The following is a 15,436-nucleotide window of genomic DNA, read 5'->3' as shown; positions in this document are numbered from 1 at the left end:
GCCAAGAGGTGAAACATGAAAATAAAAATGCTCAATAATGAAACCATCAATAAGATTGCGGCCGGAGAAGTCATCGTCAGGCCTGTATCGGTTATTAAGGAGCTGGTGGAGAACGCCATCGACGCTGAGTCCACCCGCGTTTCCGTGGCGGTGGAGAAGGGCGGAAAAACCAGCATCTGCGTGACGGACAATGGTGTTGGAATTGCCTATAATGAGGTGCCTCTGGCCTTTAAACGCCATGCGACCAGCAAAATATTAAAGATTGAGGATCTCGAAAGCATTGATACCCTCGGCTTCAGGGGCGAGGCGCTCTCCAGCATTTCGGCCATTGCGCGGGTCCGGATCACCACGAAAACCGCGGAGGAGGAAATCGGCAGCCAAAGCCTTTTTGAGGGCGGGGCTTTCGTTAACCAGCGTGTCTGCACTTATGACCGCGGAACTGAGATCATGGTGACAGACCTCTTTTATAACACGCCTGCCCGCCAGAAGCATCTGCAAAAGGATAAAAACGAGGAAAAGCTGATCCGGGATATTTTGGAAAAGCTTTCGCTTTCACATCCAGAGATAAGCTTTACCTATGTCAGCGACGGACGTGAGGTATTTAAAACGCTGGGCACAGGAAATCTGAAGGATGTGATCGAGAGCCTGTATGGACGGGATTTTTTTAAAGGCCTTCGGGAGCTGAATGTGGAAAATTCTCCCATGCGCTTGAGGGGCTACATCAGCGACCTTACCCTGACACGTTCTACCAGAGAAGAGCAGATTTTCTTTATCAATAACCGTTTTGTGAAAAACAAAAGTCTTTCGCGGGCCTTTGAGGACGCATATGAGGGTTATATGATGGTGCACAAGCATCCAGTCGGTATTGTGTTTATGGACCTGCCCGGCCGAATGCTGGATGTCAATATTCATCCGGCAAAAACGGAAATCCAGATTCTCAATGAAAGTCTGGTATCCATTTTGTTCAAGCAGGGGATACGGGATTGTCTGAAAGCACAGAATCTGGTGGTGGATGTGAGCGAGGTGACCGCAGCGCCGGAAGTGCCCGAGGAGGCAGCCCGGCCAAAGATTGTGGAGGAGCCAGTCAGCTTTCTGTCGGGAGAGAGTAAAAACTTTACCCCAGTCGACGAAATAAGCAAGAGACAGGAAGATCGACCGCCCGCGCCTCAGCTGTCCAAAACCGAAGCAGTCCTGCAGGAAGCCGTGAAGGCGGAAACTGAGGCGCATCGGCAGAAAGTGCCGGCGGCTGAAAAAATGGAAGCGCATATCCCTGAGCCTGACGCTCCTGAGCCGCGCCCGGTGTTTACCGAGGCCCGGCCCATAGCGGAAGAGATGCCAAGGGTTGCCGAGCCTGCGCCAGAATACCCGCGCCGAAAGGGGCCGGATTTCAAAAACGCAAAAATTATCGGTCAGCTTTTCTCGACCTATATTTTGCTTGAAAAGGGCGATGAGATTATCATGCTTGACCAGCATGCAGCCCATGAGGCCTTTTTATACCAGGAACTGAAGGAGCGCTTTGACCAGAAATCCGATTTTCCGGCCCAGAGCCTCATGGTCCCCCAGCCTGTGGAGATCTCCGTGCGTGAGGCTGACCATTTTGATGAGCTGCAGCCTGAGCTCATGCGCTATGGCTTTGACTGTGACCTTTTTGGCGAAAATACACTCATGGTCCGCAGTGTACCCATTATTTTGGGAGAACCCCAGGATGTATCACTTTTAAAGGCCTTCATTGAGGGCCGGGTCTATGAGGACGTTTCGGACCCCAGAAATCTTATTGAGCGCATTATTACCATGTCCTGCAAAGGGGCTGTGAAAGGGCATCAGGAGCTGTCGCGGGAAGAGATTGAAACGCTGCTTGACGGAATGAGCCGTCTGGATAATCCTTATACCTGCCCCCATGGCCGGCCGATTATCCTGAAGCTGCGTGAATATGAGCTTAAAAAATTATTTAAACGGGTGGTGTAAATGACAAAACCAAAGATTGCCGTGCTGGTGGGACCCACCGCCTGCGGAAAAACAGACACAGCTGTTGAGCTGGCCAAAAAGCTTGACGGTGAAATCATCTCTGCGGATTCGATGCAGATTTACCGTCAGATGACCATTGGTACCGCTAAACCTACCCAGGGGGAAATGCAGGGTATTCCACATCATCTCATCGACTGTGTGGACCCGGATGAGGAATACAGTGTCGCGCGGTTTAAAGAGGAAGCCCTCGGGAAAATCGAAGACATTTTAATCCGCGGCAGACAGCCGATCGTGGCAGGAGGAACAGGACTATACATCAATGGGCTTACGCTGCCCTGGGGTTTTCGCGAAAAAGATACAGATGAAAAGGTGCGGGAGCGTCTGGCCCGGGAGGTAGAGGAGATGGGCAGGGAGGCGTTTTATGAACGCCTGAAAGCTGTCGATCCCGTCACAGCAGCGGCCCTGCACCCCAACAATGTCAAGCGCATGATCCGCGCCTATGAAATTTACGAGGTAACCGGAAAACCTAAATCCTGTCTGGACATGGAGGCTGCCAAAGAGGAACTGCCCTACGATTATGTATTGATGGGAATATCCATGGAACGTCCGCTGCTCTACGAGCGCATCAACCGCCGGATCGACATCATGGTGAGAGATGGGCTGGTAGGCGAGGTGAGATCCCTTTTAGACCAGGGCTATACCGAGGACCTTCTTTCCATGAAAGCCATTGGCTATAAAGAGATTTTTCCTTATCTTAAGGGAGAAATGTCCCTTGATGAAGCTCTGTATGTCCTGAAACGGGATACCCGCCACTTTGCCAAACGCCAGCTGACGTGGTTTAGAAAGGATCAGCGTATCCGCTGGTTTGAGGTGGAAAATTACGACACAAAGGCGGATATGGCAGAGGACATGAGCGTTTATTTTTCAGCACATTAAAACACAGTTCGCTTATTTTTAAGGAATGTTTGATATCCTTAACTCAGGGTATATGAAATGATACAATGATGAAAGGAGTGAACAGTGATGAAAAAACTGAGAACAATATATCTGGCCGGCGGATGCTTCTGGAGCCTGGAAAAATTCATGGAAAATATTACCGGCGTGGTGGAAACCCGTGTCGGCTATGCCAACGGCAGCAAGGAAAAACCTACATATAAAGAGGTCTGCACTGGCCGTACTGGCTTTGCGGAAACCGTGAAGGTCGTCTATGACCCTGGCGTTATCAGCCTAGAGGCTTTGCTGATTGCTTTTTACAATGTCATAGATCCCACCAGTGTTAACCGACAGGGTCCTGATGTGGGCTCACAATACCGCAGCGGCATCTATTATACCGATTCAGAGGATTTACCTGTTATTGAGCATGTGACAACCATGACCTTCCGCAGACTCGGAGGCCGCAAGCCCCTCGCGACAGAAATCAAACCACTCAAAAACTTTTATGACGCCGAGGAATACCACCAGAAATATCTGGATAAAAATCCCGGAGGCTACTGCCATATTCCAGAATGGAAAATGGGATATTCACAAGATCGGGAGCTTCGGGCTTCCTGAAAAATACAGAAAGACAGTGAGGACCTGGTCCTCACTGTCTTTTTTTAGTGCCAGTCTTTTTTGGAAATTTAAATAGTAGTGGCAGCCTTTCAGAAATGATATAATATGAACATTCTACATAAGTGAGGTGGGGGATTTGAAAGATATTCTTATAAACGGTGCCCGCGAGGGGAATTTAAAAAATATTACAGTGCGCATTCCAAGAAACCAGCTTGTTGTTTTAACCGGCCTGTCCGGTTCGGGCAAATCGACTCTGGCGATGGATGTTCTTTATCAGGAATGTCAGCGCCAGTATCTGGAGGCCATGAGCTATCAGGGGATCACCAAGCCAGAGGTAGATTCGGTTTACCATACCTCGCCGGCCATACAGATATCCCAGGAGGATTATCATAAAAACCCCCGGTCAACGGTCGGTACGCTGACGGATATTTATACCGACCTGCGCATGGTCTACGAAAAGCTGAGTATCCGGAAATGTCCGGCCTGCGGCCGGCGCATCTGCTCCGCGGATTGCAGGGAGGAGCTTGTCAAAAAGGCAGATGGCTTTACGGTATACATGTACTGTGGATGTTGTGGTCATAAGATGGAGAAGCTCACCCGTTCGCATTTTTCACACAATACAGCGGAAGGCGCCTGTGAGACGTGCCAGGGCCTTGGCACAAGCCTCGAAATAAACAGCGCTGAGGTTGTTCATGAAACACTTTCACTGGAAAAGGGCGCGGTGGATTTTTGGGAAAAGCGATATAAGGCGTATCAAATCAGTGTTTTTAATCAGGCCTGTGCCCATTATGGCATGCCTGTACCAGGCAGGGACACACCGGTTTGCGCTTTCACAGAGCTGCAAAAAAATCTGTTGCTCAATGGCGTTGAGGATAAAATGCTCAAAGAAAGATTTCCCGATATTACACCGCCGAAAACAGTGGCTGAGGGGCGTTTTGAGGGTGTCTATCCCATTTTATGGCGGCGGGTTTCTGAAAAAGGCGCGCTGTCAGAGAAAAACGAGAAATACTTCAATACCCGGATCTGCCCGGAATGCGGCGGTGAGCGGCTAAATACGCTGAGCCGGAGCGTAACCGTCAATGAGACGCGGCTGCCGGAGCTTTCTGTCCTTTCTCTGGAGTCACTCAATAGCTGGATTACCGCGTTGGAAAGCAGTTTGGAGGGCGAAAAGGGCAGGATGACAGCGCCCTATCTGTTAGATCTGAAAACAAAGCTGCGCCGGATCATCAATGTGGGGCTTGGCTATTTAACCCTGGACCGACAGGCCATGACACTGTCCGGCGGAGAGGCACAGCGGATTAAGCTTGCCGCGGCTCTGGATGCCGAAATTACTGGCATTATCTATATTTTGGACGAGCCCACCGTCGGACTGCACGCAAAGGATACCGAGGGGATCATCCGCGTTTTGCAGGCTCTGAGGGATCAGGGCAATACAGTCATTGTCATTGAGCATGATCCTGATGTGATAGCAGCAGCGGATCATATCATTGATATGGGCCCCGGGGCAGGCATGCACGGCGGAATGATCGTGGGTCAGGGAACCCTGGCGGAAATCCGAAATCAGCCCTCCTCGGTAACCGGACAGTATCTGAAAAATGAAAGCCCTGAAATCAACCGGAGCCCCAGAAGCTTTACGGAGAAGATGATGGTGCAGGACGCAAGACTGCACAATATAAAAGGTATTGATGTATGTTTTCCCATCAACACACTGACCGCTGTTACCGGTGTTTCAGGTTCTGGAAAGTCTACGCTGGTGTTTGATATCCTGGCTGAAAAGGGGGCCGGAGGTACCGGACAGGTCTCTGGCCTTGAAAAATTTGATACAGTTATCAAGGTTGAGCAATCCGCCATCGCCCGGATGAAACGCTCGAATGTGGCCACCTATTCCGGCGCTTATGACGAAATCCGAAAAATTTTTGGAAACCTGGAGGCGGCCAAGAGGAGGGGATTGACCGCAAAGCACTTCTCCTTTAACAGCAGGGGCGGCCGGTGTGAAAACTGCGAAGGGCTGGGCCGTATTGTCAGCAATATGCTTTTCTTTGAGAATGTTGAGACAGTCTGCCCGGTTTGCGGCGGCAGGCAGTTTAATGAAGAAGTGTTGAGCGTCAGGTTCAAAGGCTGTTCCATTCATGAGATTTTAAAACAGCCAGTCGAGAAAGCACTGGAGACCTTTGGAGAGAACAAAAAGCTGGAGCGGATCTTAGGGCTGCTGCAGGATGTGGGCTTAGGCTATCTGGAGCTTGGGCAGACGCTCACCACCCTTTCAGGTGGTGAGGGGCAGCGTTTAAAGCTGGCCAGAGAGCTCATGCAAAATCGGGGAAAACGCAGCCTGTATCTGATTGATGAACCGACCACAGGGCTTCATCCCCTTGATATAGAGCATTTCCTTGTGCTTTTAAACCATATGGTGGACAATGGCGGTACCGTCATTGTTGTGGAGCATAACGCCCAGCTTATAAGGCAGGCTGACTGGATTATCGATCTGGGTCCCGAAGGCGGCGACAGAGGAGGAAAGGTTATTTTTGAGGGGACGCCTGCTCAGATTATAAAGAGCGGAAACACTGTCACGGGGGCTTTTCTTTGCCCTGGAAGCCAGTCTTTTACCGATTGCTGACATTTTCTGTCAATACCTTGTTTATTTTTTATTTTATGTTAAGATAGTATAAAGAAAATGAAAAATCATATAAAGATTGCATAAAAATAACGTAAAAATGACGGAGGAATGGAATGAAAATTGTCGTTGTGGGAAATGGTAAAGTCGGCACCACACTGACGGTTCAGCTAGCAAGAGAAGGACACGATATTATTATCGTCGACAACGATGAACGGGTCATTGAGAATGTTGTCAATGCCTATGATGTGATGGGGATCTGCGGAAACGGCGGTTCCTACGATGTATTGCAGCAGGCGGGGGTGGCAACGGCCGATCTTTTTATAGCCGTAACCTCTGGCGATGAGATGAATATTTTAAGCTGCATGCTGGCAAAAAAAATGGGCGCGAAGCACACCATCGCGAGGGTCCGTAATCCTCAGTACACAAAGCTGCTGGTTTACATGCGGGATGAGCTGGGCCTCAGCATGTCCATTAATCCGGAATTTGAGGCGGCCAATGAAATTTTTCGTGTTTTAAGGCTGCCGCAGGCCCTGGAGGTCGATTCTTTTTCAAAGGGCCGAGTTGATTTGGTCGCGGTGAGGATTCAGCCAAACTCAAAGTTGAACGGAAAGGCCATTGCTGGGCTTTCGAGTTTTTTTAAGGCTAATATCCTGATCTGCGCGGTTGAGCGCAAAGGCGAAGTGATCATACCGGACGGTGATTTTGTCATGCAGTGCGGGGATAAGATTTTTATTTCGGCCACTTCCAAGGAGCTGGACCTCTTTTTTAAGGAAACGGGCATTATCAGCCATAAAATCCGTAAGGTTATGATCATCGGCGGGGGGAAAATCGCTTATTATCTGGCCAGACAGCTGATAAGTCTGAAGGTTAATGTCAAGATTGTCGAGCTGAATAAACAGAGGAGCCGGGAGCTGAGTGAGCTTTTGCCAAAAGCGACCGTGGTTTATGGCGATGGAACGGATCAGGCGGTTTTAACCGAGGAGGGAATCCGCAACGTGGACGCCTGTGTGGCGCTGACCGATAACGACGAGGAAAATATCATCCTTTCGATGTACGCAGGCACCCAGAAGGTCGAAAAGATTATTACCAAGGTTAACCGGATTCCGCTGCTCAAGATCATGCAGGACGTGGGGATCGAGAGTGTTATCTCACCTAAAATGCTGACGGCCAACCACATTGTCCGCTATGTAAGGGCCATGGAGACCACTGAGGATAACAGTATCCGCACCTTGTATAAAATTGTCGACGGACAGGCCGAGGCCATCGAATTCCCGGTAACACGGGATTCGGGCTTTGTGGGACGCCCTTTGCGCGAGCTCAATATCCGTAAAAACAACCTGATTGCCTGTATTATCCGAAAGGGACGCATTATTTTCCCGAACGGCGATGCCGTCATGGAAACGGGGGATAATGTGGTTGTGGTTACCACAACCCAGAGCCTGAAGCATCTGAAGGACATACTGGACAGCAGGGAATAGGACGGCAATATGAATTATCGAATGGTTTTTTACGTCATTGGGAATATGATGAAGAGTGAGGCGGCGCTGATGCTGCTGGCGATTATTGTGGCGCTTGTCTATGGAGAGACCGACACCATTGTCTGGTTTGTTATTCCCATGTTTATACTGATATCCCTGGGCTTTATACTCAGCAACAAAATGCCGGAATACCGGAATTTCTATGCCCGTGAGGGGTTTGTGGTAGTGGCGCTTTCATGGCTTGTCATGTCCTTTTTCGGTGGGCTGCCGTTCTTTTTAAGCGGCCAGATCCCTTCGCTGGTAGACAGCTTTTTTGAATCAGTTTCGGGTTTTACCACCACAGGCTCCACCATTTTGACGAACATAGAGGCCCTGCCCAACAGCATGCTGTTCTGGCGCAGCTTTACCCACTGGATCGGCGGTATGGGGATATTGGTTTTTGTCCTGACCATTATGCCGAAAACAGAAGGGAATTCCATCTATCTCATGCGGGCGGAAATGCCTGGTACCTCTGTGGAAAAGCTGGTTTCCAAGGTGCGTCCGACGGTAAGAATTCTGTATGGCATTTATCTGGGAATGACAATCCTGCTGATCCTTTTGCTGGTTGTCGGGGGCATGCCGCTGTTCGACAGCATCATCAACGCTATGGGGACAGCCGGTACAGGCGGATATTCTTTAAAGAATGACAGCATTGCCTATTATAACAGCGCTTATATTGATGTGGTCCTGACAATTTTTATGCTCATGTTCGCTGTAAATTTTAATCTTTACCATCTGGTGTTTATTAAAAAGGGAAAAGAATTCTTTAAAAGCGAGGAGCTTCGCTGGTTTATTGGCATTGTGGCAGTGGCCATTGCGCTGATTACCATTGACCTTCTGCCGCAGTATGGAAACCGTGTTTTGGAGACGCTGAGGTATTCATCCTTTCAGGTTGCCTCTATTATCACAACGACGGGCTTCGCCACGACCAATTTTGACTTATGGCCGAGCTTTTCAAAATATATTCTGCTCTTTCTGATGTTTATCGGCGCCTGCGCCGGTTCTACAGGCGGTGGGATCAAGGTTTCGCGCTGGTTGATTATTGCTAAAACAGCGGCCAATGAGCTTAAAAAAATGATCCGTCCCCGCCAGGTCACAACGGTCAAATTTGAGGACAAGCCCCTGGGAGCACAGGTGGTTGCCAGTGTTTACACCTATCTGGCGGTTTATATTCTGATCTTTGCAGCTTCGCTGCTGGTGCTTTCCCTTGACCAGTATGACTTTCTGACGAACTTTTCAGCGGTAGCGACCTGTATTAATAATGTCGGCCCAGGCTTTAACGCCATTGGGCCCATTGAGAATTTTTCGAATTTTTCAGTGGTATCCAAGCTGGTGCTCTGTTTTAACATGCTGGCCGGACGCCTGGAAATTTTTCCGATTTTAATGCTGTTTGCGCCGCACACATGGAAAAACTAAAAAACAAATAAAAAGCATGGACTTGGGGGAGTCCATGCTTTTTTTAATCTTTAAGGGAAAGTAGTATGCTAAATTTAAGTTATTCGAAAACGACAATGGCTTCTCCGTTTTTAACACGGAGGGCAACGGTTTCGAGAATTCTGAAATGATGATTCAAGTCAACCAGCTCAAGATAGGAAGCTGCCATATCCTGGCCAACGGCCAGATCCATGTACTGTGCTTCGGAGCAGACCAGAAGGGCTTTGCCTGCCAGTGTGTTGCTCTTGAATACACGTCCACCTAACAGCTCGCGAATACGGTCAATTTCCATCATTCCGGTACCTGGCTGGATACGCTGCAGCTGGTAGTACAGGTCTGGACCCATAGCCAGAGAATAACGGCCGATGATGCCTTTTTCGTCTAAAAGGGCAGCAGCGGCAGCAATGTTTGAAAAGGCATTTTCGCCGGTGCCCCAGTCTTCACGCTTCATTGTGGTAACGCCCTGGGCGTTTAAAAGACCTTCGAGACCTAAGGCTTTATTGCCAAAAAAGATCATTTTATCTTCAGCTTTAGCTAAAGCCTGTGCGGCTCTGGCGACAGCGGACAGATCAATGGGAGTACCCATTCTCTGGCTGGCTTCCAGATCGCGCCATAAAATCATAAAATCGGCGTAGAGCTGCGGCAGTTCAATAAATTTTCTGCCGGTAGTGCGCACAAAGTCATCTTCAAATTCTTCTTCTTTTGTCTGGGCATCAACATTAACGCCCTGGATTCCGGCGCCTAAAGGGCCGTAAAGAGGCAAAAAGCGGCGGCCGACAATACATTTCTTGGCGGCTTCCACTACGGTGCTGTCAATCTGTTCCCAAAGGTCATCGCCGAAGGGAGCAGTCGTTCTTGCTAAATAATCCATGTAAAACGCCTCCTACTCAATGAGACTGCCGATGGTAGCACCTTCAGGGGACTGAGCGTCGCTGCTTCCAGTTGCGATGCCTAAATCTTCCATCATTTCATGTACTTCTTCGGCACCATCTTCAAAAAGCTTTGCTTCTTCAGGGTCTAAGTAACGCATCAGAGTGGTTAATTCTCCAATGTGGGCTTTTTCTTCGTCGCGAATATCGGCCAGTACTTTCTTGGCAACGACATTGTCGGTTGCCTGTACATGGGCGTCATATAAATAAATGGCTTCCAGTTCTCCTGCGAGATCAAGACGGATGGCCTGTGCCAATTCCTTCTTGGTCATTTTTCTTTCTACGTTTCCTGCAAACGGATCTCCAAATGCTGGCATAATCTGTTCACTCCTTTCAATTTATCTGCAATGATATATACCCTCTCTTATTTAAGAATAACCATTTATCAAAAAAGTTTTTTGTGTTATAATCAGGTTGTTGTTAATTTGAAAATTCCAACGGCTCTGACAGCCTTTGGAATTTTTTAATGCTGGAGTGAAGGGAGAATCTATGGAAGAGACAAAACAAATAAGCACAGGATACCTGATCAAGAGGTTTGCGCCCTATTTTAAGAAGTACCGATGGGTACTGGCGCTGGACCTTTTCTGCGCAGCGCTGACGACGATCTGTGAGCTGGTATTGCCGCTGATTGTGCGCTTTATTACCGACAAGGGTATGAATGACATGGCCAGCCTGTCCGTGAAGCTCATTCTTTACGTGGGGCTTTTTTATCTGATTTTGAGGCTGATTGACGCGGCTGCCAACTATTTCATGGCAAACATTGGCCATGTGATGGGCGCGAGGATCGAGACGGATATGCGGCGGGATTTGTTTGAGCATCTTCAAAAGCTCTCCTTTTCCTATTACAGCAATACAAAAGTGGGCCAGATTATGGCCAGGATTACCAGCGATTTGTTCGACGTGACAGAGTTTGCCCACCACTGTCCCGAAGAATTTTTTATCGCTGCCCTGAAAATCACCGTATCATTCATCATTTTAGCCAATGTGAATGTCACGCTCACCCTGATTATCTTTGCGGTCATTCCCATTATGCTGCTGTGCTCCATCTGGTTTAATAAACGGATGCGCCGGGCTTTTAAAATGGGCCGTGTGGTCACTGGCGATATCAACGCGCAGGTAGAGGACAGCCTGCTGGGGGTACGGGTCGTTAAATCCTTTGCCAACGAAGCCATTGAAGAAGAAAAGTTTAATGAGGGCAACGCAGGATTTCTGAACATTAAAAAAATGATGTACCGTTATATGGCCGGGTTTCAGACCATGACCCGTCTGTTTGACGGTGTTATGTATATTGTGGTCGTTGTTGCCGGCTCATTGTTTATGATTGACGGAAAGATCACGCCGGGTGACTTGATGGCTTACCTGCTCTACGTCACGACACTGCTCACCTCGATCCGCCGGGTCGTTGAGTTTACCGAGCAGTTTCAGCGGGGCATGACAGGTATCGAGCGTTTTATCGAAATTATGGACGAGCCTTTGGAAATTGTGGACACGCCGGGCGCCAAAAAGTTGAAAAATGTTAAAGGCGATATCCGATTTGACCATGTCGGTTTTATGTATTCCGATGATCATACCGAGGTGCTGTCCAACATTGACCTGCATGTGGAGCCGGGAAAAAACATTGCCCTGATCGGCCCCTCTGGCAGCGGCAAGAGTACGCTTTGTAACCTGATCCCCCGTTTTTACGATGTGACCTCTGGCCGGATTCTCATTGACGGGCAGGATATTAAGGATTTAACCCTGCATTCGCTGCGTTCTGAAATCGGCATGGTACAGCAGGAGGTCTACCTCTTTGCCGGCTCGGTCTTTGAGAATATTGCGTACGGTCTGCCCGGGGCGGACAAAGACGCGGTTGAGACGGCGGCAAAACAGGCGGGCGCCCACGATTTTATCATGGGCCTGCCAGAGGGCTACGATACCTATGTTGGTGAGCGTGGTGTTAAACTTTCCGGCGGTCAAAAACAGCGTATCAGCATCGCACGGGTCTTTTTAAAAAATCCGCCGATCCTGATTCTTGATGAGGCCACCTCAGCACTGGATAATGAAAGTGAGCGGATTGTGCAGCAATCCCTTGAGAAACTGACCGTCGGCCGTACCACCTTTACCATCGCCCACCGCCTGACCACCATTCGCAACGCCGATATTATTCTGGTGCTCACAGAGGATGGCATTGTAGAGCAGGGAACCCACAGGGAGCTGATGTCAAGGGGCGGTATTTATCACGACCTTTATCAGCTTTATACAGAAGACAGCGATCTTAATGAAGAATTTTAAAAGGGACTACACAAAAAACTAAAAATATGTTAGACTGAACTGAGAGTTTGGTTCAGAGTACAAGAATGAAGGAAAATATGGAGAACACGAAAAACGCTTATTTAAAAGAAGAATTTAATATTTCAGAGGATGTTATCTGTTTTGTGGATAAGGTGGAGGCAGAGATAAAGCCGCGCCTTACGGAGCTTGATGAAAAGGCAGAGTACCATCAGTATAAGGTGATCAAGGCAATGCAGCGCGCAAACCTGAGCGACCGCCACTTCCATCCGGCAACGGGCTATGGCTATGACGATGTAGGCCGTGAGGTGGTGGAGACTATTTACGCCGATATCTTTGGAGCGGAGGACGCGCTGGTGAGACCCCATATTTCATCGGGCACCCACGCCATTTCGCTTTGCCTTTACGGTGTTCTGCGGCCTGGGGATGAGCTTTTATCCATTACGGGAAGCCCCTATGATACCCTGCGCACTGTTATCGGTATTGAGGATGCGGACGCTGGAAATGGTACCCTTAAGGATTTTGGGGTAAACTACAAGCAGATTGAGCTGACAGAGGATGGAAAAATCGACGAGGAAAAAGTTCTGTCCAGTATCCATGAAAACACAAAAATGATTTATATGCAGCGTTCAACCGGATACAGCTGGCGCAAGGCCCTTAAGATTTCGGATATGGAGGAAATTATCGCGAAGATAAAGGCCATTAAGCCGGATGTGGTGGTGTTTGTGGATAACTGCTACGGCGAATTTCTCGATTATAAAGAGCCTGTGGCCGTGGGCGCAGATCTCATGGCCGGATCGCTCATCAAAAACCCGGGCGGCGGCCTGGCCCCGACTGGCGGCTACGTTGCGGGAAAAGAAAAATATGTCTATATGGCGGCCTGCCGCCTGGCGGCGCCGGGTGTCGCCAAGGAAACAGGCGCTACGCTGGACATTAACCGCACCCTGCTCCAGGGGCTTTTTCTGGCCCCGACAGTAGTCGCGCAGGCCATAAAAACCGCTGTGCTGATGGCAGCGGTCTATGATAAGCTTGGCTTTGGGGTCTGCCCGGGGGTAGAAGATTACCGCAGCGATATTATCCAGAGCATCAAGCTTTGTGAGCCTGAGGCTGTTAAGGTATTCTGCCGCGCGGTCCAGGAGGCAGCGCCGGTGGACTCCTTTGTGACGCCAGAACCCTGGGATATGCCAGGCTATAACTGCCCGATTATCATGGCAGCCGGCGCTTTTATTCAGGGCTCGTCCATTGAGCTCAGCGCTGACGCCCCCATGCGCGAACCATACATCGCTTATTTTCAGGGCGGGCTCACCCATTATCATGGAAAGCTCGGTCTGCTGCTTACCCTGCAGCGCTTGATGGAAGCAGGAATTATTAAAAATTTACAGGAGGTCGGATATGATCAATAAAGATAAAATAGAACGCATTAATTTTTTAGCCAGAAAGAAAAAGGCCGAAGGCCTGACCACAGAAGAACTGGAAGAACAACAGAGCCTGCGCGCCGAATATCTGGAAGCGGTTCGGGCAAATTTGAAAAGCCAGCTGGACAGCATTGAAATCATGAGCCCGGATTATGAAGAAAGCTATACCGAGGAAGATAAGACCCATATCGCAGAGATGAATGAAAAACTGGCGGTTGAATATGAGGACGCTAAACGTAAAGAGAGAATGTCCGTTACCGAAGCGGGCAACCCAAGAAAGCCCCAAGGCGAAGCGGGCAAAATGATGATTGAGCGCATGAATGAAAGCCATGCTGAAATGACCGCCTGGGCGCTCGATAAACTGGACTTAAAGCCCACCGATAAGGTGCTGGACGTTGGCTGCGGCGGCGGTGCTGCACTGAAACGTCTCTCAGGACGTATTGACGGCGGTAAGCTCTACGGTATTGACTATTCAGAAGTATCGGTTGAGGCCTCAAAGGAACTGAATAAGGCAGATATTGAAAGCGGAAAAATGGAAATCCACCAGGGCTCTGTCTCTAAAATGCCCTTTGAAGATAATCTGTTTGACGCCATCATTACAGTAGAGAGCTACTACTTCTGGCCAGACCTTGAGGAAGATATGCGTGAGGTGTTCCGTGTCCTTAAAGAGGGCGGCACCTTTATGCTGATTGCAGAAATGTACTTAAATGACGATCTGGATGAACACCACATTGAAATGGCCAAGAAATTTGAACTGCGCAACCTGACAGTCGATGAGTTTAAGGCACTTTTTGAAAAGGTAGGCTATAAAGAAACAAAGATCCATTTAAAGGATGGAAAATACTGGATTTGTGTAGAAGGCAAAAAGTAAGAAAAGCGGCGTTCGCCGCTTTTTTTATTTTAATTTAATCATGTCCAGGTCCTCTGGAACATAAATTTTTCCTTTAAAATATTTCTTTCCCTCGGCCTTATAGCGTTTCTTTCGGTTTAGCAGGTTTTTTTCCTCGGTATGCCAGAGAACCAGATTGGCAATTTTCATCTCCTCGGCCAGTTCACAGGCCTCCCGGACCGTGCTGTGGTGCTTCTCATAGGGGTCAAAAATATCCCGTTCGCTGTAAAGACAGAAGGCTTCGCTGAGCAGCCAGTCTGTATCCAGAACGTATTTTTTGCAGAGAGGATTGAAAGGTTCGTCGCCAAGGCAGGTCAGCTTTTGCCCGGTTTTCAGCATAGTGGTAAAGCCGAACTGCTTAAGCTTGGTGGAGTGGATATCAAAAAAGGTGACATAATAATCAAGGATTTTTTCAGTCTGTCCGTCCTGAACCGGGATCAGAAGGATACGGCTGCCAAAGAGGGCTGTGAGCTTTTTCTGAAGGGTCAGGTCGCAGATGGTCACCACGGTTTTAATCAGCTCATCGTGACAGTAAATTTTGAAAGTGCCCTTATATTTTTGCTCCAGCATCATCGAGGCGATTTGCCGTATGAGCCAAACCACGCCGAGTACATGGTCGGTATGTCCGTGAGTGATAAAAAGATGGTGAATATGCGCGGGGTTGACCGATGCTTTTTTCAACTGCCTGAGAATACCGTTTCCGCCTCCGGCGTCCACCATAAAATATTCTTTTCCGTTTTTAATCGCAAAGCAGGTATTATAATACTCGGTCACCATGGCATTTCCAGTGCCGAGGACAATCAGTTTTTCTGTTTTCATAGCGTCACTTCCTTTTAAATTTTCCTTAACCAGTT

At 48.7% G+C, this 15,436-nt stretch carries 12 protein-coding genes; 9 read left to right on the top strand and 3 right to left on the bottom strand.

The genetic code is table 11. From position 1 onward, the window contains the following. Nucleotides 1-15 precede the first annotated feature (15 nt). From mutL to B2M23_RS19845, 6 genes are all read left to right on the top strand, one after another. A complete protein-coding gene (mutL, locus tag B2M23_RS19870; protein ID WP_038351319.1) occupies nt 16-1,965 on the top strand; it encodes a DNA mismatch repair endonuclease MutL in 1,950 nt (649 codons plus the stop codon). Further along, nucleotides 1,966-2,901 carry a tRNA (adenosine(37)-N6)-dimethylallyltransferase MiaA gene (miaA, locus tag B2M23_RS19865; RefSeq protein ID WP_038351320.1) on the top strand — a complete coding sequence of 312 codons (936 nt, stop codon included), beginning with the start codon at nt 1,966-1,968 and terminating at the stop codon, nt 2,899-2,901. 96 nt (nt 2,902-2,997) lie between these two features. Next, complete coding sequence (gene msrA / locus B2M23_RS19860) at nt 2,998-3,516, top strand: peptide-methionine (S)-S-oxide reductase MsrA (protein WP_341455951.1); 519 nt, start codon at nt 2,998-3,000, stop codon at nt 3,514-3,516. Between the two features lie 136 nt (nt 3,517-3,652). Next, nucleotides 3,653-6,130, top strand: coding sequence for an ATP-binding cassette domain-containing protein (locus B2M23_RS19855; RefSeq protein ID WP_038351322.1), 2,478 nt, complete (start codon nt 3,653-3,655; stop codon nt 6,128-6,130). A 113-nt stretch (nt 6,131-6,243) separates the two neighbouring features. Next, a complete protein-coding gene (trkA, locus tag B2M23_RS19850; RefSeq protein WP_038351323.1) occupies nt 6,244-7,608 on the top strand; it encodes a Trk system potassium transporter TrkA in 1,365 nt (454 codons plus the stop codon). A 9-nt stretch (nt 7,609-7,617) separates the two neighbouring features. Then, the gene (locus B2M23_RS19845) at nt 7,618-9,063 is read left to right on the top strand and encodes a TrkH family potassium uptake protein (protein WP_038351324.1); all 1,446 of its coding nucleotides are present in this window, start codon (nt 7,618-7,620) and stop codon (nt 9,061-9,063) included. A gap of 79 nt (nt 9,064-9,142) precedes the next feature. Here B2M23_RS19845 and B2M23_RS19840 read toward each other — a convergent pair whose 3' ends face one another. Together B2M23_RS19840 and B2M23_RS19835 are read right to left on the bottom strand one after the other, a co-directional pair. Further along, on the bottom strand, nt 9,143-9,952 hold the full coding sequence (locus tag B2M23_RS19840) for a family 1 encapsulin nanocompartment shell protein (RefSeq protein ID WP_038351325.1): 810 nt from the start codon (nt 9,950-9,952) through the stop codon (nt 9,143-9,145). A gap of 12 nt (nt 9,953-9,964) precedes the next feature. After that, nucleotides 9,965-10,327: a demethoxyubiquinone hydroxylase family protein gene (locus tag B2M23_RS19835; protein WP_038351326.1), complete on the bottom strand. Its 363-nt coding sequence runs from the start codon at nt 10,325-10,327 to the stop codon at nt 9,965-9,967. 172 nt (nt 10,328-10,499) lie between these two features. Here B2M23_RS19835 and B2M23_RS19830 point away from each other — a divergent pair, with 172 nt between their 5' ends. The 3 genes from B2M23_RS19830 (at nt 10,500) to B2M23_RS19820 (ending at nt 14,564) form a co-directional block, all read left to right on the top strand. Further along, nucleotides 10,500-12,281, top strand: coding sequence for an ABC transporter ATP-binding protein (locus tag B2M23_RS19830; protein ID WP_038351327.1), 1,782 nt, complete (start codon nt 10,500-10,502; stop codon nt 12,279-12,281). Between the two features lie 77 nt (nt 12,282-12,358). Beyond that, a complete protein-coding gene (locus tag B2M23_RS19825) occupies nt 12,359-13,681 on the top strand; it encodes a methionine gamma-lyase family protein (RefSeq protein WP_038351740.1) in 1,323 nt (440 codons plus the stop codon). Next, nucleotides 13,671-14,564 (top strand): methyltransferase domain-containing protein, encoded by an 894-nt coding sequence (locus B2M23_RS19820; protein WP_081571317.1) that lies wholly within the window; start codon nt 13,671-13,673, stop codon nt 14,562-14,564. Before B2M23_RS19825 ends, B2M23_RS19820 begins: the two co-directional genes overlap by 11 nt. A gap of 24 nt (nt 14,565-14,588) precedes the next feature. Here the strand turns inward: B2M23_RS19820 and B2M23_RS19815 are convergent, their stop codons facing one another. Next, nucleotides 14,589-15,401 (bottom strand): MBL fold metallo-hydrolase, encoded by an 813-nt coding sequence (locus tag B2M23_RS19815; RefSeq protein WP_038351742.1) that lies wholly within the window; start codon nt 15,399-15,401, stop codon nt 14,589-14,591. Between the last annotated feature and the right edge of the window lie 35 nt (nt 15,402-15,436).

This window comes from Eubacterium limosum (assembly GCF_000807675.2).
Taxonomy (GTDB): Bacteria; Bacillota; Clostridia; order Eubacteriales; family Eubacteriaceae; genus Eubacterium; species Eubacterium limosum.
Note: the sequence above shows the minus strand (reverse complement) of the source record. Positions and strands in the feature narration are given on the sequence as shown.

What these genes read in the sequence shown, in the direction of transcription:
- mutL (WP_038351319.1), top strand. Translation starts at nt 16, where the DNA reads ATGAAAATAAAAATGCTCAATAATGAAACCATCAATAAGATTGCGGCC.
- miaA (WP_038351320.1), top strand. Translation starts at nt 1,966, where the DNA reads ATGACAAAACCAAAGATTGCCGTGCTGGTGGGACCCACCGCCTGCGGA.
- trkA (WP_038351323.1), top strand. Translation starts at nt 6,244, where the DNA reads ATGAAAATTGTCGTTGTGGGAAATGGTAAAGTCGGCACCACACTGACG.
- B2M23_RS19845 (WP_038351324.1), top strand. Translation starts at nt 7,618, where the DNA reads ATGAATTATCGAATGGTTTTTTACGTCATTGGGAATATGATGAAGAGT.
- B2M23_RS19840 (WP_038351325.1), bottom strand. Translation starts at nt 9,952, where the DNA reads ATGGATTATTTAGCAAGAACGACTGCTCCCTTCGGCGATGACCTTTGG.
- B2M23_RS19835 (WP_038351326.1), bottom strand. Translation starts at nt 10,327, where the DNA reads ATGCCAGCATTTGGAGATCCGTTTGCAGGAAACGTAGAAAGAAAAATG.
- B2M23_RS19830 (WP_038351327.1), top strand. Translation starts at nt 10,500, where the DNA reads ATGGAAGAGACAAAACAAATAAGCACAGGATACCTGATCAAGAGGTTT.
- B2M23_RS19825 (WP_038351740.1), top strand. Translation starts at nt 12,359, where the DNA reads ATGGAGAACACGAAAAACGCTTATTTAAAAGAAGAATTTAATATTTCA.
- B2M23_RS19820 (WP_081571317.1), top strand. Translation starts at nt 13,671, where the DNA reads ATGATCAATAAAGATAAAATAGAACGCATTAATTTTTTAGCCAGAAAG.
- B2M23_RS19815 (WP_038351742.1), bottom strand. Translation starts at nt 15,401, where the DNA reads ATGAAAACAGAAAAACTGATTGTCCTCGGCACTGGAAATGCCATGGTG.